At 59.2% G+C, this 17,910-nt stretch carries 18 protein-coding genes; 14 read left to right on the forward strand and 4 right to left on the reverse strand.

Annotated features, from left to right (window positions below; genetic code table 11):
• Window positions 1-195: 195 nt before the first annotated feature.
• From V7Z56_RS04830 to V7Z56_RS04870, 9 genes are all read left to right on the forward strand, one after another.
• On the forward strand, window positions 196-1,110 hold the full coding sequence (locus V7Z56_RS04830; protein WP_334128232.1) for a sulfite exporter TauE/SafE family protein: 915 nt from the start codon (window positions 196-198) through the stop codon (window positions 1,108-1,110).
• 2 nt (window positions 1,111-1,112) lie between these two features.
• Complete coding sequence (locus tag V7Z56_RS04835; RefSeq protein WP_334128233.1) at window positions 1,113-1,907, forward strand: TIGR02186 family protein; 795 nt, start codon at window positions 1,113-1,115, stop codon at window positions 1,905-1,907.
• Window positions 1,908-2,022: 115 nt separating this feature from the next.
• On the forward strand, window positions 2,023-3,258 hold the full coding sequence (locus tag V7Z56_RS04840) for an MFS transporter (RefSeq protein ID WP_334128234.1): 1,236 nt from the start codon (window positions 2,023-2,025) through the stop codon (window positions 3,256-3,258).
• Window positions 3,259-3,285: 27 nt separating this feature from the next.
• A complete protein-coding gene (locus V7Z56_RS04845) occupies window positions 3,286-4,107 on the forward strand; it encodes a CoA transferase subunit A (protein WP_334128235.1) in 822 nt (273 codons plus the stop codon).
• Window positions 4,104-4,847, forward strand: coding sequence for a CoA-transferase (locus V7Z56_RS04850; protein ID WP_334128236.1), 744 nt, complete (start codon window positions 4,104-4,106; stop codon window positions 4,845-4,847). The genes V7Z56_RS04845 and V7Z56_RS04850 overlap by 4 nt, the downstream gene beginning before the upstream one ends.
• Before the next feature lie 49 nt (window positions 4,848-4,896).
• On the forward strand, window positions 4,897-6,093 hold the full coding sequence (locus V7Z56_RS04855; protein WP_334128237.1) for a CaiB/BaiF CoA transferase family protein: 1,197 nt from the start codon (window positions 4,897-4,899) through the stop codon (window positions 6,091-6,093).
• 117 nt (window positions 6,094-6,210) lie between these two features.
• Window positions 6,211-8,553, forward strand: a complete 2,343-nt coding sequence (locus V7Z56_RS04860; protein ID WP_334128238.1) for a xanthine dehydrogenase family protein molybdopterin-binding subunit — start codon at window positions 6,211-6,213, stop codon at window positions 8,551-8,553.
• Window positions 8,550-8,999: a YaiI/YqxD family protein gene (locus V7Z56_RS04865; protein ID WP_334128239.1), complete on the forward strand. Its 450-nt coding sequence runs from the start codon at window positions 8,550-8,552 to the stop codon at window positions 8,997-8,999. The genes V7Z56_RS04860 and V7Z56_RS04865 overlap by 4 nt, the downstream gene beginning before the upstream one ends.
• Window positions 9,000-9,136: 137 nt before the next feature.
• Entirely contained in the window at window positions 9,137-9,568 is a 432-nt protein-coding gene (locus V7Z56_RS04870; RefSeq protein WP_334128593.1) for an SET domain-containing protein, read from the forward strand.
• Between the two features lie 78 nt (window positions 9,569-9,646).
• Here the strand turns inward: V7Z56_RS04870 and V7Z56_RS04875 are convergent, their stop codons facing one another.
• From V7Z56_RS04875 to chrA, 3 genes are all read right to left on the reverse strand, one after another.
• A complete protein-coding gene (locus V7Z56_RS04875) occupies window positions 9,647-10,177 on the reverse strand; it encodes a DUF488 domain-containing protein (RefSeq protein ID WP_334128240.1) in 531 nt (176 codons plus the stop codon).
• Window positions 10,174-10,386, reverse strand: coding sequence for a DUF2945 domain-containing protein (locus V7Z56_RS04880; protein ID WP_334128241.1), 213 nt, complete (start codon window positions 10,384-10,386; stop codon window positions 10,174-10,176). Before V7Z56_RS04880 ends, V7Z56_RS04875 begins: the two co-directional genes overlap by 4 nt.
• Window positions 10,387-10,474: 88 nt before the next feature.
• On the reverse strand, window positions 10,475-11,707 hold the full coding sequence (gene chrA / locus V7Z56_RS04885) for a chromate efflux transporter (RefSeq protein WP_334128242.1): 1,233 nt from the start codon (window positions 11,705-11,707) through the stop codon (window positions 10,475-10,477).
• 823 nt (window positions 11,708-12,530) lie between these two features.
• Between chrA and V7Z56_RS04890 the strand changes: the two genes are divergently transcribed.
• On the forward strand, window positions 12,531-13,142 hold the full coding sequence (locus V7Z56_RS04890; RefSeq protein ID WP_334128243.1) for a hypothetical protein: 612 nt from the start codon (window positions 12,531-12,533) through the stop codon (window positions 13,140-13,142).
• On the opposite strand, the gene V7Z56_RS04895 is transcribed toward V7Z56_RS04890, so the two are convergent.
• Complete coding sequence (locus V7Z56_RS04895) at window positions 13,128-13,775, reverse strand: S24 family peptidase (RefSeq protein WP_334128244.1); 648 nt, start codon at window positions 13,773-13,775, stop codon at window positions 13,128-13,130. The genes V7Z56_RS04890 and V7Z56_RS04895 overlap by 15 nt on opposite strands.
• Before the next feature lie 155 nt (window positions 13,776-13,930).
• Here V7Z56_RS04895 and V7Z56_RS04900 point away from each other — a divergent pair, with 155 nt between their 5' ends.
• The 4 genes from V7Z56_RS04900 to V7Z56_RS04915 all read left to right on the forward strand — a co-directional run bounded on the left by V7Z56_RS04900 (window position 13,931) and on the right by V7Z56_RS04915 (window position 17,826).
• Window positions 13,931-14,224 carry a helix-turn-helix domain-containing protein gene (locus V7Z56_RS04900; protein ID WP_334128245.1) on the forward strand — a complete coding sequence of 98 codons (294 nt, stop codon included), beginning with the start codon at window positions 13,931-13,933 and terminating at the stop codon, window positions 14,222-14,224.
• 145 nt (window positions 14,225-14,369) lie between these two features.
• Window positions 14,370-15,179 carry a ParB N-terminal domain-containing protein gene (locus V7Z56_RS04905; RefSeq protein WP_334128246.1) on the forward strand — a complete coding sequence of 270 codons (810 nt, stop codon included), beginning with the start codon at window positions 14,370-14,372 and terminating at the stop codon, window positions 15,177-15,179.
• Entirely contained in the window at window positions 15,179-15,643 is a 465-nt protein-coding gene (locus V7Z56_RS04910) for a hypothetical protein (protein ID WP_334128247.1), read from the forward strand. Before V7Z56_RS04905 ends, V7Z56_RS04910 begins: the two co-directional genes overlap by 1 nt.
• A complete protein-coding gene (locus V7Z56_RS04915; protein ID WP_334128248.1) occupies window positions 15,640-17,826 on the forward strand; it encodes a Mu transposase C-terminal domain-containing protein in 2,187 nt (728 codons plus the stop codon). Before V7Z56_RS04910 ends, V7Z56_RS04915 begins: the two co-directional genes overlap by 4 nt.
• Window positions 17,827-17,910 lie beyond the last annotated feature (84 nt).

Here is a 17,910-nt window from a genome sequence, read left to right on the forward strand (position 1 = left end):
CAAGCTATCGGGGCAGGGAGCATTGACGCGCCTCTTCGCAGGTTCGCCGCGCGGCGCGCCCCTCGCTTCCGCCTGGAGATCGCGCGAAGTTTCCCGCCCCTCCCCTTCCCTTTATCAGCCTTTTCATGTATAGGCAGAAACATCAGTGCTGCACCTCCCGCTCATGGCTGAAAAAAGAAGGCAAATGCTCAACAAATGACGATTTACCTGCCCATTGCCGAGATTTCAGTCAATCTCTTCGTGGTCTTGGGCATGGGCGGCGCAATCGGTCTTCTTTCGGGCATGTTCGGCGTTGGCGGCGGGTTTCTGATGACGCCGCTGCTGATTTTTATCGGCATTCCCCCCGCCGTCGCCGTGGCGACCGTCACCAACCAGATCACGGCGGCCAGCGTCTCGGGCGTGCTTGCGCACTGGCGGCGCGGCAACGTCGATTTCAAGATGGGGTTCGTGCTGCTGGTTGGCGGTATCGTCGGCTCGGTCATCGGAGCCTGGATCTTCGCCTTGCTGAAATCCATCGGCCAGATCGATTTGATGATCTCGCTCTCCTACGTGCTTTTCCTCGGCACCATCGGCATCCTGATGATGATCGAGAGCATCAATACGATGCTGAAATCGCGCAAAGGTGCGCCGAAGCGCAAGAAGCTGCATCAGCATTACTGGATCCACGGCCTGCCCTTCAAGATGCGGTTTCGCAAATCCAAGCTTTACATCAGCGCGCTGATGCCACTCGGGATCGGCGCGATGGTTGGCATCCTCTCCGCGATCATGGGCGTCGGCGGCGGGTTCGTGATGGTGCCGGCGATGATCTACCTCCTCGGCATGCCGACCAGCGTGGTCATCGGCACCTCGCTCTTCCAGATCATTTTCGTTACCGCCAACATCACCTTCCTCCATGCCGTCAGCACGCAGACCGTCGACGCCGTTCTCGCGCTCCTGCTGGTTGCAAGTTCGGTAATCGGGGCGCAGGTCGGCACCCGTGTCGGCAGCAAGCTCCGCGGGGAACAGCTTCGCGTGCTTCTCGCCATTATGGTTTTTGCGGTCTGCCTGAAGCTCGCATTCGACATGGTGGCGACGCCCGCTGATCTCTACTCACTCGCCGAGGGGGGATGAGCATGGGCGCGATCCTGCAGCAGACCTCTCGGCTCCCGCGCGTTATCACGGCGCTTGCGCTTTGCGTCGGCCTTTCGATCGGCGCGAAAGGTGCAGCGGCGCAATCATCGCTGATCACCGATATCTCCTCGCATCTGATTTCAGTGACCTCCGACTTTACGGGCACGGAACTGCTGCTGTTCGGCGCGATCGAGCTTGACAGCGAGGAAGTCGGCCCCGGCACCGGCGACGTGCTGGTGACCGTCCGGGGGCCGGAACGCAAGGTCGTTGTCCGGCGCAAGGAGCGTGTTGCGGGAATCTGGATCAATACGGAGTCCGTCGAATTTCTCAAGGTTCCGAGCTTTTACGCCATCGCGAGCAGTCGCCCCGTCGAAGAAATTGCATCGCCGGAGATGCTGCAACGCCTCCGGATCGGGCCGGAGCGTCTGCGGTTTCAGCCGGACAGGCTTGGCGAGGCAAGTGAGGATTTCGAAGCGGCGCTGATCCGGCGAAAATCGCAGGAGCGTCTCTATTCCGATCAGGATGCGGCTGTCTATTTCCTCGGCAACAAGCTGTTCCGGGCGACGATCGACATTCCCGCCAACGTGCCCGTCGGCGACTATATTGCGGAGTTTTACCTGTTCAAGGACGGCGAACTGCTGAGCGCGACCTCATCGCCGCTGTTCATCAAGAAATCGGGCTTTGGCCGGATGATTTATGAAGTGGCGCATGAACATCCGGCGATCTACGGAATGACGGCCATTCTGATCGCGCTGTTCGCCGGCTGGCTCGCCTCGGCCATATTCCGTAAAGAATAACGGGCGGCGAAAGAAAGAGCATTCAAATTTGCTTCGGGGTGGACTAGGATCAGGTCAAAATGATTTCATGCCTGATTTTTCTCCCGGCAATAACAATAAGAACGGAGCGGGGTTTTTGACCGATTCCAAGCAAACCGAGTTCGTGCCGCTGGCCATAGGCGTTATGGCGCTTTCCTTTATGATGGGGATGGTCGGCCGCCTCGCATTCGAGAATTTTCCCAATCTGGTCATCCCGCTCGGCACCGAGTTTGACTGGTCCCGAAGCACCGTCGCCTCCATCTATTCCATGGGCGGGCTGGTAACCGGGCTGACGGGGCCGCTGGTCGGCACCATGTTCGACAGGCTCGGTCCGCGCAATGTCTATGGCATTGCCGTTCTCGCCGCCGGTCTCGGGCTGCTGATCTCCGGCATCGCAACGAACATCTGGCATTTCTATTTCAGCATCAGCCTGCTGATCGGTTTCGGGGTCGCCTGCAGCGGCAACGTCCCGAACTCGGCGCTCGCCAGCCGCTGGTTCCGCAAGCAGATTCCGCTCGCCCTCGCCATCATCTATTCCTCGCTCGGTGCGGGAACGCTGCTCGGCCTTTCCATCTCGCAGGTGCTGATCGAGCATTACGGCTGGCGGAATGCGCAGTTCAGTCTCGGCCTTGGGGTGCTGGCGATCCTCATCATTCTCGTCTTTCTGCCGTGGAAGCGGATATCCGCCGGGCGCAATGATCTGGAGGCACCAAAGACCAGCACGATCAGCACGCCGACGGTGAACTGGACCGTCACGAAAGCCCTGAAGACGACCTATTTCTGGGGCCTCGCCTCCGTCTTTTTCTTCACCGGCAGCGGCATGTTCTCGGTCATCATCCAGGCGGTGACCTATATGATCGAGACCGGCTTCCCGCCCATTGAAGCGTCGGTCAAGCTCGGCCTTATTGGCATTTTCATCCCGATCGGCATGCTCGGCGCCGGCTATCTCGCGCTCAAGATCGGTCTTTTCTGGACCGCCATGCTGACCTACGTCTTTACGATTGCCTCGGTCATCTGCCTCTGGCTGCTGAGCGAGGTCGATTCCGTGCTGCCGCTCTGGGGTTTCATTGTCCTCTTTGGCCTCTCCATGGGCTCGCGCGGACCGATGATCGGCTCCATCGCGGCGCGCATTTTCCATGGACCGACCTTCGGGTCAATCTATGGCAGCGTCGCCGTTGGCGGCGGCCTCGGCATGGCGAACGGTTCCTACTTCTCGGGCGTCATCTATGACATCACCCAGAACTATCACGCCGTTTTCACCTTCTCGATTATTTGCCTTGTGATCGGGGCATCGCCCTTTATCCTCAACAAGACGATCCGCGCCCAGACATGATATCAAGTTGCGGGAGGTAACATTTCAATGCCTGACATTCTGTCCCTGGACGATTTCGCAAAAGCCATTCCTGACGGCGCGAAAGTCGCCATTCCGGCGGATTACGCCGGTGTTTCCATGGCGGCGACCCGCGCGCTCATCCGCCGGCGGGCAAAAGGGCTGCATCTTATCGGCGTCCCCACCAGCGGTCTGCAGGCGGAGCTGCTGATCGGCGCCGGCTGTGTGGAGACGCTGGAGAGCTCCGCCCTCACGCTTGGCGAGTACGGCCCCGCGCCCCGCTTTACAAAGGCCGTGCGGGAGGGTTCGATCCGCCTTATCGACGCGACCTGCCCGGCCATCCACGCGGCGCTGCAGGCCTCTCAGAAAGGCATTCCCTTCATGCCGCTTCGCGGCATTATCGGCAGCGATGTTCTGAAAAACCATCCCCACTGGAAGGTCATCCAGAACCCGTTCGCGGAAGTGGAGGATCCCATCGTCGCCATCCCGGCGATCCGGCCCGATGTTGCGCTGTTCCACGCGCCGCTTGCCGATCGCGAGGGGAACGTCTGGCTCGGCCGCAAGCGCGAGCTTGTCAATATGTCGCATGCCTCGCAGGCGGCGTTCGTCACCGTCGATGCGATCAGCGAGACGAGCCTTTTCGAAAGCGAGGAAATGGCCGCAGGCGTCCTGCCCGCGCTTTATGTCGGCGCCATAAGCGTAGCAAAAAACGGCAGCTGGCCGCTTCCCTTCTGGAACGGCCCGAAGGGCGACAGCGCCCATATGCGCGAATATATGCGCCTTGCCGCGACCGATGAGGGCTTTGCAGACTATATCGCCCGGTATGTTGATCAGGAGCTTGTCGGCCTATGACGACGGATGGGGATGCGAAGAAAGCGCTTGTCTGCCTGATCGCGGGACTGCTGCGCGATTGCAACCATGTGGCGGTCGGTGCCGCCTCGCCCATTCCGGGGGCCGCGGCGCTGCTTGCCAAGGCGGCGTGGGGATCGCCGCGATATGTCAATATCCTGGGCTCCGTCGCCAACAACTTCTTCACCGGCGGCGGCGGGGAGCTTTTCGACTGCGCGGCGCAAGGGCGGATCGATGCCTTCTTCCTTGGCGGCGGGCAGATCGACGGCAAGGCCAATATTAACCTGATGGGCCGCGGCGACTATCCGACGCAGAACCCGCGCTGGCCCGGCACCTTTGGTTCGGCCTATCTTTATTTCCTGGTGCCGAAAGTCATCCTCTTTCGCGATGAACACAGCCGCCGCACGCTGGTCGACAAAGTCGATTTCATCAGCGCGCCCGGCACCTCGGATGCGAAAACCTACCGCAAGGGCGGGCCTTACGGGCTTGTCACGAACAAGGCCTTTTTCCGCTTCGACAAGGAGAAGGAGCGATTCCGCCTTGTCTCCGTGCACCCGGGAAGCTCACTCGAGGATGTATTGGAGAATACCGGCTTCAGCTTCGACTATGCAGCGGAGACGCCCTATACCTCCTCGCCCGATCCCGAACTTCTCGCCCTGCTCGAGCGGGATGTCCGCGACAAGATCGCCGAGGTCTATCCGCATTTCGCGCAGACGATATTTCCGGTGACTTCCAGCGCCTGATGGATAAAGATAGCGGGCAACAGGGAAACATAACGGCAGAAGAGGCAATATGGCAGGTAAGGGAGCCCTCGCGGGCCTGAAAGTGGTGGATCTCTCCCGCGTACTCGGCGGGCCGTTCTGCACGCAGATGCTCGGCGATCACGGCGCGGAGATCATCAAGGTGGAGCCGCCGCAGGGCGATGAAACGCGCGGCTGGGGTCCACCCTACAACGACAAGGGCCTCGCCGCCTATTTCTGCGGCACCAACCGCAACAAGCGCTCCATCGCGCTTGATATTCGCGCTGGCAAGGGGCAGGAAATTCTGTTCCGGCTGCTGGAGGATGCGGATATCCTGGTCGAGAATTTCAAGACCGGCAGTATGGAGAAATGGGGCCTCGGCTATGAAGAGGTCCTGTCGAAAAAATTCCCGCGCCTCATCCATTGCCGCGTGACGGGTTTCGGGGCGGACGGCCCCTTCGGCGGCTTCCCGGGCTATGATGCGGTCATTCAGGCCTGGGCGGGGCTGATCAGCATCAACGGCGCGCCGGACTCAGGCCAGCTCCGGCTCGGCATCCCGCTCGTCGATCTGGGCACCGGCATGAACGCGGTGATCGGCATCCTGATGGCGGTGAACGAGCGCCACCGCTCAGGCAAAGGCCAGCTTGTCGAGGCCTCGCTTTACGATACGGGCATCCAGCTGCAGCATCCCCATGCCGCGAACTATCTGATGTCGGGGAAGGCGCCGAAGCTCACCGGCAATTCCCACCCCAACATCGCGCCCTATGATCTCTATCCGACGAAAACGACGCCCGTCTTTCTGGGTGTCGGCAACAACGGGCAGTTCGCGAAGCTCTGCGCGACGCTTGGTGAGCCGGAACTCGCGAGCGATCCGCGCTTTGCTGACAATTCGCTTCGCGTCGCCAACAGGGACGTGCTCAATGACGCACTCACCCGCCTGTTTGCGGATAAGGACGGCGTCGCGGTAGCAACCGAACTGATGGCGGCCGGCGTTCCTGCCGGCGCGGCCATGTCCGTTCCCGAAGCGATGTCGCATCCGCACACGCGCCACCGCGAGATGGTGATCGAGATGGACGGCTATTCGGGCACGGGCGTTGCCGTAAAGCTCAGCCGCACACCCGGCGCGCCACAATTGCCGCCGCCCCTTTTCGGCGGGGCGGGCCGCGATATTCTGAAAGAGCTTGGATATGGCGATAGTGAAATCGATGGCCTGATCGCGAACGGGGTCCTGTTCGAGACGCCGAGCTGAACTTGCGGCGCTGCAGAAAAATAATCGCCCGCCTTGAAAGCGCCCTGTCTGCGTGGATAAGATAAGGCAGGAGCGCGCCGAGGGATGCGGCGTTCGCCAAAGGAACGGGGAGGAACCATGGTAAAATTCGGTGTCAACCAGTCGGTCGAGCGTAAAGAGGATTTTCGCCTGATCACCGGCACGGGTCAGTATACGGATGATATCACCCTGGAGGGGCAGCTTTACGGCTATATGCTGCGCTCTCCCGTCGCCCATGCGCGCCTTCTCTCCATCGATGTCGAAACCGCGAGGCAGGCGCCCGGCGTTGTCGATATCATTCTCGGCCGCGAGCTGGAAGCCAATGACGCCAACCAGCTCCCCTGCATGATCCCGCTCAAGAACCGCGACGGGAGCAACCGGGCCGATCCGGGCCATCCCGTTCTCGCGACGGAAAAGGTATGCCATGTTGGCGACAATATCGCCTTTATCATCGCCGAAAGCCTCGCTCAGGCCAAGGACGCAGCCGAACTTGTCGAAATTGATTTCGACGAGCTTGACGCCGTCGTTGATACCGCTACGGCGAACAATGGCAGCCAGCCGCTCGTTCACGATGATGTTCCGAACAATGTCGCCTTCGACTGGGCGCAAGGAAATGCGGACGCGGTCCGCGATGCCTTTGCAAAAGCCGCCCACGTCACCGAGATCGAGCTTGTCAACAACCGCGTCGTCGTCAATTCGATGGAGCCGCGCGGCCTGATCGCCGATTGGGATGCAGAGGCAGGCAAAATGACCGTCCGCATGGGAACGCAGGGCGGCTGGGTGCTCCGCTCCCTGCTCGCAAATGCAGTCCTGCATATCCCGGAAGAGAAAATCCGTGTCATCACCCCCGATGTCGGCGGGGCCTTCGGCATGAAGCTCTTTTTCTATTCCGAATGCGCGGTCGCCGTCTGGGCGTCGCGCAAGCTCGGCCGCCCAATCAAGTGGATCGGCGAGCGGAGCGATGCTTTCCTTTCCGACACGCAAGGGCGCGATCACGTCACGCGGGCGGCTATTGCGCTGGACGCTGACCACAAGGTTATCGCGCTAAAAGTCGAGACGAATGCCAATATCGGCGCCTATCATTCCACCTTTGGCCCGATGATCCCGACCATGGCCGCCGTCAAGGTTATGCCGGGTGTCTACGATATTCCGAATTTCCACTATCACTGCATCGGCGTCTTTACCAATACGGTGCCGGTTGATGCCTATCGCGGCGCAGGGCGGCCGGAAGCGATCTATATTATCGAACGGCTGATGGACAAGGCGGCGCGCGAGCTTGGCCTCACGCAGGCCGAAATCCGGCGGCGGAATTTTATCCCTGTGAGCGCGATCCCGTATAAAACGGCGACGGGCTGCCTTTATGACAGCGGCGAGTTTGAACGCCTGATGGACCGCGCGCTCGAAGTCTCGGACTGGAACGGCTTTGCCGCCCGCAAAGAACAATCGGCAACGCGCGGCAGGCGGCGCGGCATCGGCATGTGCTATTATATCGAGGCAACGGCCGGCAACCCGACCGAGACCGCGACGATCCGCTTCACCGAAGATGATCGCGTCACCGTCGCCGTCGGCACGCAGTCGAGCGGACAGGGTCACTCAACGGCCTATGCGCAGATCGTTGCCGAACGCCTTGGCGTGCCGTTCGAGAAGATCGAGATTATCCAGGGCGATACGGATAAAATCCGCACCGGCGGCGGCACCGGCGGCTCGCGCTCGCTCACCGCACAAGGCCCCGCGATCCATGCCGCGAGCGACGAAGTGATCCGCAAAGGAAAGGAACTCGCCGGACATTTTCTCGAAGCGGCAACGGTCGACATCGAATTTTCTGCCGATGCGGGTGACTTCTCCATCGCCGGAACCGACCGCCGGATCGGCATTATGGAGCTTGCGCATCGCGCCAGGGGCCTCGGGGAGCTGCCGGAGAACCTTGCGGAGGGGCTGGACACCGAAGCGAGCTTCACGGTCGATGCTTTCACCTATCCCAACGGCTGCCATATCGCCGAAATCGAGGTCGACGACCTCACCGGCCAGACCGAGGTGGTGCGTTATGTTATCGTCGACGACTTCGGAACCATCGTCAATCCGGCGCTGGTGCGCAACCAGGTCATTGGCGGCGTTGGGCAAGGCATCGGCCAGGCGCTCACCGAACATACCGTGTATGGCGACAACGGGCAGCTGCTCACCGGCTCCTTCATGGATTACGGCATTCCGCGCGCCGACAATATTCCGCTCGATCTGCATTATGAGACCATCGAGGTGCCCTGCACCATGAATCCGATGGGCGTCAAAGGCTGCGGCGAGGCGGGCTGCATCGGCGCACCGCCGGCGATCATGAACGCCCTCATCGATGCGCTCAGCGATCTCGGCGTACCGCATCTCGATATGCCCGCGACACCGGGGCGGGTGTGGGAAGCAATCCGCGAGGCGAGTGCGAGAGCGTCTTGACGCGCATTTTCATTGATGCCGATGCCTGCCCGGTCAAGGATGAAGTCTACCGCGTCGCCGGCCGGCATCGGCTGATGACATATGTCGTCAGCAACAGCTGGATGCGCATTCCCGCAAGCCCGCTGATCGAGCAGGTGATTGTCGATGACGGCTTCGATGCCGCCGATAACTGGATCGCCGACAATGTGACGGCCGGCGATATTGTGATTACATCGGACATCCCGCTTGCCGATCGCGCGCTGCAAAAATCCGCCATTGTGCTTGGCCCGACGGGCAAGCCGTTCACCCAGCAATCCATCGGCATGGCGCTGGCGATGCGAAGCCTCAACAGCCATCTTCGCGAGACCGGCGAGATCGCGGGATATAACGCTGCGTTCAGCAAAAAGGACCGCAGCCGGTTTCTGAATGAGCTCGAAAACACGCTTCAAAAACTCCGCAAAAAATAGCCGTTTCCTGCCGCTTTTCCGCCGCATTATTTCCGCTTGTAAATTGCCCCAATAAAGCTACTTAATTTGTTTGCCGGCGAAACGTTCGCCGCGCGGGGCTGCCGTCCCCATTTCCGGTCTGGAGACCAAATCACATGATGTTAGTTCGCACGTTTGTCGCGCCAAGCGTCGTTGAAGGTGTAGGTGTATTTGCAGCGGAACCCATCAGGAAAGGCACACGTATCTGGCTGTACACGCCCGACTTTGACCGCCTGGTACCACTCGAGTGGATGACCACGAGCTCGCCTGTCATGCAGGAGTTCCTCAGAAAGTATGCCTACCCCGCACCGGGAGACCCGGACATGCTGGTGATCGAGCTCGACAATGGCCGAATGATGAACCATTCGGAAGAACCGAATACCGACTTCACCATGATCACCGAAGGCTTTGCGCGCCGCGACATTGCCGAAGGCGAGGAACTGCTCTGTGATTATCGTGAATTCGACCCGGAGTTCGAATTGCTCCCCTCTCTCCTCTCCGAGTTTGCCGCGCGGCGCTCGGGAAAGCAGACGGGCAACGGCGCCTACTGATCGCCCGGTCGGTACAAAAATTATTGCATAGCCGTCGGGGCCTCCGTCCCGGCGGTTTTATTTTGTCCCCCGCCGTTGTCACGCCGGGTAAATGACGGTGCCATCCCCGCGAAGGCATGCGGCTTCTGTCGGTCTCGCCATCTCGACGCGGCCGGGCGCCATCAGGTGACGCACCTCATGGCCATGCAACAGCAGATAATCCGTGATGATACGCCGGTGACAGCGCCACCAGACGGCCTCCGCGCACATGATGGCAAGAGGTCGCGCCCCGCCAATCTTGAGAAGATCGCCGAAGGCCTCCTGAAACGGGGCTTTTAGTGCATAGTCCGCGTAGTTGTGAAAGCCATGCACCTTCCAGTAGCCGTTCAGCCGCTCGTCGATATCCGGCTGCTTCGCCCGGCGTCCGCCGAGCGCCCGCATATGCCGATAACCGATCTGATGGTCGGCCAGCATCGCCGCAAACGGATCTTCGTTAAACGCGGGATTGCTGCGCGATTTCGGAAAGGCGCGAACATCGACAAGCAACTGCACGCCGGCATCCTTCAGCATGCCGATGATCGTCTCCGGCGCACGGTTTGAGTGGCCGATCGTGGAAAAGCTGCATTTCATGACCCGAGCCTGGTCAGCGCGCCCTCCTTGTGAGCGGCGATATGATCTGTCTTGTCGCTCTTTATCTCATATTGCGGCGCCTCGGCCGCGGCGCGGCGACGATGCCCCTTGTAGTCGAAATCCGCCTCGTGAATTTTGATGATATGGCCGCTCACCCGCCCGGCCTCGGAATTCCAGCTGACATGATCCCCCACCTTGTATTTCGCCACGGCGCTCTCTCCATTCCATTCAGATATTCTGATATTTGAAATGTTCCACCGCGCCGCGTTGTCAACCGGAAGATGCAGGAATCATCGCCTATACGGCACCCGGAAAGAAACCAAGCACTGTCCCGCCCAAGGCCACGAGCAGCACAACAATCCACGGCGGCGCTTTCCATCGAGTGAGCAAGATAAATCCGGCCAAGGCCAGCGCGAAGTCGTGAGAGTTCTGGATCGCGCTTGTCCAGACGGGGCTGTAGAGCGCCGCGCCGAGGATGCCGACAACGGCGGCATTGGCGCCGCGCATCGCCGCTTGCGCGACGGGGCGGGATCGGAACATATCCCAGAAAGGGAGCGCGCCGACCAGCAGAAGGAAGCCCGGCAGGAATATCGCGGCAAGGCCGATCGCGGCCCCGGCAATTCCGTTTGGCTCCACCCCCATGACGGCGCCGAGATAGGCCGCGAAGGTAAAGAGTGGCCCCGGCACGGCCTGCGCGGCGCCGTAACCGGCGAGAAACGCATCCTGGTTCACCCAGCCCGGCGCGACAACTTCGGCCTGGAGGAGTGGCAGCACGACATGTCCCCCGCCAAAGACGAGCGCGCCCGCGCGATAGAAGGCATCGAAAAGAGCGAGCCCTTGCGCGGTGCCCGCCGCGAGGGGCAACAGGAACAATAGGAAAAAGAATAGAAAGAGAGATATCATGCCGGCCCATCTCGGCACAGCAAAGGTCAAGTGCCCTGCGTTCGCCTCGGGGCCGTTACGACATAGCCATAACCCGGCAAGGCCGCCAATAACGATGGCCGTAATCTGCCCGGCCGAGCCGGCGACAAAGATCACGATCAAAACGGCGGCAAGCGCGATGCCGGCGCGTGCCCGGTCCGGCGTAAGCGCCCGCGCCATGCCCCATACGGCTTGCGCCACCACGGCAACGGCGACGACCTTCAGGCCGTGAATGAGGCCCGCTCCCCATGCCCCCTCGAACGCGGCAGCGCCCATTGCGAAGAGGACAAGCAATAGCGCGGAGGGCAGTGTGAAGGCCGCCCAGGCGGCCAGCGCTCCAAGCGGGCCGCCGCGCAGCAGGCCGAGGGCGAAACCGACCTGGCTGCTCGCTGGACCGGGTAGAAACTGGCAGAGCGCGACCAGATCGGCATATCCGGCCTCATTGATCCATTTCCGGCGTATGACCAGTTCATCGCGGAAATAGCCAAGATGGGCGACAGGACCGCCAAAGGACGTCAGGCCAAGTTTCAGGAAGGCGGCGAACACTTCGCCCGCAGAACCTCCCGGCACGGCGCGGCCTGCCCTGCTCTTATCCTCCGGCGACGTCATGCACCCGCTCCCGGAGTATCTCCTGCGCGCCGGTGAGTGCTTTCATACTTCAAGGCCTTGCAAGATAGATGCAGTGACGGGATGGGCGAGCCGGTCCGGCGCGGGTTGGGAGAGCGTCGGCTTTCAGGACAGGTCGCCCGATTAACCCCGAAAGCAGCTCTCGGTGCTCCATATCTCAACTGCCCCAACGCGCCCTCACAACCGGTTTTCGATATCGAGAGCCGATTGTATGGACCCACCGGCACTCCCGCAAGAGCCGTCAGACACCACTTGTAAGACGACACTTAGAACTAACCGGGAGGGATAGGTGGGATATTGCGGGATATATCGGGACGTATCGGGATGCTGACAAAAAAAACGGCGCTTTCCTGCGGTGTTGAAGGTCACGTTAATGCAGGTTTAACACAGATTTATACCTAGTCAAAAATTCGGCGCTGCGACACTTAGAACGCCGTCGCGACACATGGTCTTACCCGAGGCCAAAAAATCGGCGCCGCCATCACTCCGCACTCCAGTAATAGCAAAAAGCCGTTTAATCCAATGGCTTAGTGTTATTAAGGAGCACTTAATCACGACGATATTGCCATGATTGGCGCCATATAATCGCGGTGCAAACATGCAATTCGTGTTGCATGCTTTTTCTTTTGTTGCATGTTCTCCTAAGCAATTGAAATATATGGAATAATGACTGTTTCTGAAATCAATCAGGTGTGAACAACATGCAACTTTATTTTTGCTCACCTCGCCGTTAGAACCTAGAAAAAGATAAAAATAATACAATTACATGGAGCGTTGTTTATACTAGGCGGAAAAAGGAGGGGCGATGATCAAGTTTCTGGAGATCATATGGGTGGCATCTGAGGTGATGCTTAAAATTGCCGGTATAATATTCTGTACCGTCCTGTTAGGCATACTCGTGTGGTTCATGGTTTTACTCGGGCGCGATGACGAGGATGCGGCGGTTGTCGAAAAGCCGCCGAAGACGAATTTTGTGCTGTCAGCCTTTACCGTGCCGGTGGACCTCGAAGATGTCCGGCGGGCAGTCAAGGAATTCTTTCAGGCATGTCCTGGTGCGTCCGATCATTGGGGGGATGTGCAAGATGCCTCAATCTCTCTCATCCGTGATGCGGACGACAAAGCGTGGTACGCCCCCGATCCCACTCCCGGGGTCGCTTATGGCTGGACGTATTTTTTTGACATAACACTCTGGATTTCGTTTGAACCCGCGTTTTTCCCGCCAGAGGCCTCAGGCGGGTCGCTGATATATATGATCGGCTGGGAGGGTAGCCCCGGAATGGTCGCCAACATCCATGACGAGGCGGGTTTCGGAACATCTTTTTGCGGATTGCCACCTGTTGAGACCGATGGTGAGGTCTTCGTGCCGTGGAATTTTACCCCGGTGCAGGAGCTGCCTGCGCCCTCAGAGCGCCCTTAATCCCGCTAGGACCCGCCCCAAAACCGCGAAATCAACCGTATCATCTGGCCCTATCTCATAGGGCTCAAAATGCTTGTTATCGCTGGAGACCCTGATTACGCCGCCGGGCATTGACTGGAGGCGCTTGACGGCGATTGTGTCATCCAGCCGCACAATATAGATGCCATCGCCGGGCCGACCGGAGAGGTCAATCTTTTCAATCAGCACCAGCTCGCCGCTCCGGATTGTCGGCTCCATCGAATCTCCCTTTACCGGCAGGATCGTGACACTTTGCGGCGTGACATGGAAGGTGCTGCGCAGCCATGCTTCATTCAGATGCATCACATCCGCGACCCTTTCCCTTTCAACCAGCGATCCATTCCCGGCGCTTACCGAAAAATCCATCACCGGTATCGCGATGAAGCCTTGTTCTTCCTCGCCCCCAATACTCCCCGTAATCAGCCATGAAAATGATTTGTCTGCCGCACTTAGAAGTTTGCGCAGATCCTCAAAGTAGAGATTTTTAAGTCCCTCACTTTTGTATCTCTCGATAGACTTTTCCGACTTACCAATTAGTTCAGCAGCTTTTTTGTTGCCGCCGACGATGCTGATAAGCTCTTGAAATCTCTTGTCAATATACTTGCCGCCCGTCATCCCGTCCCCGAGATAGACAAATAATAGGGGTTATCCTTAATTTTGTCTTGATTAACCCTAATATTTGTCTATCATTCCTTTAGAAATCCAAAACACCAACCCAAAAAAAGAGAGGCGGCCAGGCCAATCTTTTTTGAGCAACCTACGAGGGGCATGTGACCAGCACAAAAACCCGTAAATGGAACCGGCATTTAATCCTCGCGGAAATCAAAAGCCGGTTTGGAACGCTCAATGAATTCGCGGATACCACGCCGTTGAAACCGTCGCATTTTTCCGTTGCACTGGCGCGTCCCTATCCCAAAGCCGAGGCACTGATTGCCCATGGTTTGGGTATCGATGCAAAAGAGCTTTGGCCGGACAGATACCGCCATAGCGAGAATCCATCCGACACGCACAAACCTACCCCACAAAATTCGGGTAGTCACCGTCAAAAAGGAGCTGCGGCATGAACAGTCAAAATGACCGCGCTCCATCATTCATCAACGGCCTCCCGGGCGACGGACCTGCCACCGTTCTCGCCTGGCTGCCGGGGGTGGGGCGGATACCTCCCACCGTTTCCCACCCCCTATCCACTTTCCAAACGCAGGTTTGATCATGAGTTTTGTCGAGTTGCAGGTTAGTAAAATTTTGGCTGCAGATCGCCTGCGGCAAGCCGATCCGGATTATATCGCACTGCTCGCCCAGTCCATGAGCGAGCGTGGTTTGATGAGCCCGATTATCGTGGGCGAAGTGTCTCACAAAGCATCCAGCAGAGGGATGTATCCATTGCTCGCCGGGATGCACCGGCTGGAGGCCGCAAAGTCCCTCGGGTGGGAGACGATCCCCGCCTTGATCTCTCCGGAGGCGGACTTTCTGCAGCGCCGCTTGATCGAGATCGACGAGAATCTGTTCCGGCGCGAACTCTCTGCTTTGGATCGCGCCGTCTTCCTACAGCAGCGTCAGGAAATCTATGAAGTTCTTTTTCCCGAAACCCGCGCCGGTGTGGCCGGAGGCCTTGGTTTTCGCGGCTTAACAAACGAAAAAATTTCGTTTGCTCAAAATACGGCTGAAAGAATAGGGCTCACACCCCGTTCAATTCAGATGTATGTCCGCCGGGCCAAGCGGATCAGTCCCGATGTCCGCGAGAAAATCGCCACAAGCTGGATCGCCGACAGCGGCAAGGAGCTGGATGCCCTCGCCAAGCTGGAACCGTCCGAGCAAATGGCAGTCGTTACGGCGATGCTGGGAGAAGAAAATCCGCCCAAATCCGTCAAGGCCGCCCTGCAGATCATTCGCGGGGAGGAGCCGGAAACCCTCTCCCCTGAAGAACAGCAAATGGCAAACCTGCAAAAGGCATGGGTGAAGGCCAGCGGCAAGGTGCAGCGGCAATTTATTGCCATGCTGCGCGAGCTGGAGGTCATCTGATGGCGGTCGTTCGGGGGGATAAGGCAACGGGTGATTTGTTGAGCTGGGAGCCACCACAGCCGCGCCAGTCCTTTACGGAAGATCAGGTCCGCGCCGTCTCCCTCTCCGCCCGCTTCGCCAAGGCGATTGCGCTGGCGCTGAAAGAATGCCCACTCGACCGGGCGGAAATTGCCGCCCGGATGTCAGACTACCTCGGCGTTAACATTTCAGAGGCAATGCTAAATGCCTACGCGAGCGAGGCGCGGACGGATCACAATATCAGCCTGCACCGCTTTGCCGCCCTCGTCCATGCAACGGGCGACTGGCGGCTGCTTTCCACTCTCGTTGACCTGTTCCCTGTCGCGGTGGTTGATCGCAAATATCTCGATGTGATCCACCTCGCCCAGATTTCCGAGAAGAAACGGGAGCTGGAGGCCGCCGAAAACCAGTTGCGTCGCGCCGCGAAGTCGGAGGGGCTAATATGATTGCCGCCTGGTACACCGCCGCGGAAATCGCTGACCTGAACATTCCCGGCTTGCCGACAACCCGGCAGGGCGTTATGCGACTTGTCGAGGTTGAGCAGTGGCAAGCGGAACGGACGCGTTGCCGTCCTCGCGCGGGTCAAGGGGGAGGTGTCGAATACCACATCAGCCTCCTTCCTGCCGCAGCGCAATCGCTCCTCGCCCTCCGTTCTCTTAAAGCCGGCATGTCGCCCGTGCCACTGCCTGAAGCCCCGCCAGTAACGACGGAACTGCCTCGGCGCGCCTGCGTGAAGCGGGATGCAAAAATGGCGGTGCTGGCGCTCTATGATGCCTATGCGGCGGAGAGCCGGGACACTGTCGAGATGACCCGCTACGCCTTCACTATACTTTACAATGATCGCAACATCCCGGCCGTGCAAAAGTGGGTTTATGAGGCCATTAAGCGGGTCTCAATCAGCAGTTTAAAAAACTGGCTACGCCTGCGCGATGCGGGAAAGATCAGCGCGCTCGGCGGGCAGTACGGCAACCGTCGCGGGACGAGCTTGTTCGACACCGCTTTCGACGGCGCGGTCGCGAAATTTATTGCCGCCCATATCATCCATCAGCCGCACCTGACGGCCGCGCATATCCGCGACTTGCTTCGGGACGAGTTCGGCGAGATGTGGTCCGTTGGCGACGACCTGCGGTCCATCCCGAACATCCGTTCTTTGCAGCGGTGGATGGGGCAGTGGAAAAAGGAAAATGCCGAGATATTGATGAAGATCACAGATCCGGATCGCTGGAAGAACAAATATCTCGCCGCACCTGGCACGGCAAACGCTTGGGTCAATGCGCCAAACCAGCTCTGGGAGATCGACGCTTCCCCGGCCGATGCCCTTTGCCTGGATGGTCGGCAGAACATTTACTGCGTGATCGACGTCTATACGCGGCGGATGAAGGTGCTGGTCAGCCGCACACCAGCGACCGTTTCGTCTCTCCTCCTGATCCGCCAGGCGATCATGGACTGGGGCGTCCCTGAAATCATCCGGACAGACAATGGATCTGATTTTACCAGCCATGCCTTCGTGCGCGCATTGACGTCGCTTGGCATCCGTCAGGATGTTGCCGCGCCCTTCACGCCAGAGCACAAGGGCACCGTCGAGCGCGCCATCGGAACGCTGCAGCGCGGCTGCATGCCGCTCCTGCCCGGCTTTATCGGCCATAACGTGACTGACCGAAAAGCCATTGAAGCGCGACGGGCTTTCGCGCAGCGGCTCGGAGAAAAGGACGCCAAGGCGTTTACAATCGAGCTGACCGCCGATCAGCTGCAGGACCGGATTAATCAGTGGGTTGAGAATAAATATCATCACAACCCTCACAAAGGCCTGTCCGGCGACACGCCCTGGGCCAAATACAACGCCTGGCATGGATCGGTTAAGCGCATCGAGAATGAGGATATCTTGCACATCCTGCTCGCCGAGGTGCCCGGCGTGAGCGGGATCCGCACAGTCGGCAAAAAAGGCGTCTCGGTCGAAAATAACTTCTACTGGTCGAACCTGCTGCAGGTTGGTCAGAAGGTACATGTTCGCTTCGACCCGACCGATCTGGGCCGCATCTACTGCTTCACGGAAGATCAATCGGAATTCATTTGCGCCGCGACTAATGCGGAACTGATGGGCATCGACCCGATAGCAGCCGCCGCCACCGCCAAGGCGGCACAGAAAGATTTCATCCGGCGCGGTACGGCGGAGCTGCGCAAAGAGGCTAGTAAAATTAAGCCCGCCTCCGTCGCCGATGCGGTCCTGCGACAAGCAGAGCGTGACGCTGAGGCTGCGATGGAAGGCGCAAAGCTCCTCGCGTTTCCAAAGGCACCGGCCGTCCACAATACGGCCTTCACGGAGGCAGCTGCCGACGCGCTGTTTAGCCGGACACCGGATCTGCCAAGCGGTCCTGCCAACGAGGCCGAACGGTATGAGGAGGCCCTGATCCGGCAAGAGAAACTGGCCCGCAACCGCGCCTCAATCAGCGTCGTGGACGAGGCTAACAGCAGGTACGTCAAAGCCAAGAATTTGCAAAAACGCATTGCGGCCGGCGCCGATGTCGATGCCGCCGACGAGAGCTGGCTCTTGCGGTACATCGACAGCGCCGAATACCGCACGCGCCGCAAGATGGAAGAGGATTTTGGAGAAAACTTCTTTCAGGGATGAGTGGCCCGGAGGCACCCGGACCACTCAATAAGTAACCGAATTAGTTCGATTAAACAGAGGTTTCATTATGACAGAAATACCAAC

Origin of the sequence: Sneathiella sp. (genome assembly GCF_036844445.1) — a bacterium.
In the GTDB taxonomy this organism is placed as follows: domain Bacteria; phylum Pseudomonadota; class Alphaproteobacteria; order Sneathiellales; family Sneathiellaceae; genus Sneathiella.

Coding starts and splice junctions, on each gene's coding strand:
- V7Z56_RS04905 (WP_334128246.1), top strand. CDS start 14,370: ATGAGTTTTGTCGAGTTGCAGGTTAGTAAAATTTTGGCTGCAGATCGC.
- V7Z56_RS04895 (WP_334128244.1), bottom strand. CDS start 13,775: ATGACGGGCGGCAAGTATATTGACAAGAGATTTCAAGAGCTTATCAGC.
- V7Z56_RS04845 (WP_334128235.1), top strand. CDS start 3,286: ATGCCTGACATTCTGTCCCTGGACGATTTCGCAAAAGCCATTCCTGAC.
- V7Z56_RS04915 (WP_334128248.1), top strand. CDS start 15,640: ATGATTGCCGCCTGGTACACCGCCGCGGAAATCGCTGACCTGAACATT.
- V7Z56_RS04890 (WP_334128243.1), top strand. CDS start 12,531: ATGATCAAGTTTCTGGAGATCATATGGGTGGCATCTGAGGTGATGCTT.
- chrA (WP_334128242.1), bottom strand. CDS start 11,707: ATGACGTCGCCGGAGGATAAGAGCAGGGCAGGCCGCGCCGTGCCGGGA.
- V7Z56_RS04855 (WP_334128237.1), top strand. CDS start 4,897: ATGGCAGGTAAGGGAGCCCTCGCGGGCCTGAAAGTGGTGGATCTCTCC.
- V7Z56_RS04910 (WP_334128247.1), top strand. CDS start 15,179: ATGGCGGTCGTTCGGGGGGATAAGGCAACGGGTGATTTGTTGAGCTGG.
- V7Z56_RS04875 (WP_334128240.1), bottom strand. CDS start 10,177: ATGAAATGCAGCTTTTCCACGATCGGCCACTCAAACCGTGCGCCGGAG.
- V7Z56_RS04830 (WP_334128232.1), top strand. CDS start 196: ATGACGATTTACCTGCCCATTGCCGAGATTTCAGTCAATCTCTTCGTG.
- V7Z56_RS04870 (WP_334128593.1), top strand. CDS start 9,137: ATGTTAGTTCGCACGTTTGTCGCGCCAAGCGTCGTTGAAGGTGTAGGT.
- V7Z56_RS04860 (WP_334128238.1), top strand. CDS start 6,211: ATGGTAAAATTCGGTGTCAACCAGTCGGTCGAGCGTAAAGAGGATTTT.
- V7Z56_RS04850 (WP_334128236.1), top strand. CDS start 4,104: ATGACGACGGATGGGGATGCGAAGAAAGCGCTTGTCTGCCTGATCGCG.
- V7Z56_RS04835 (WP_334128233.1), top strand. CDS start 1,113: ATGGGCGCGATCCTGCAGCAGACCTCTCGGCTCCCGCGCGTTATCACG.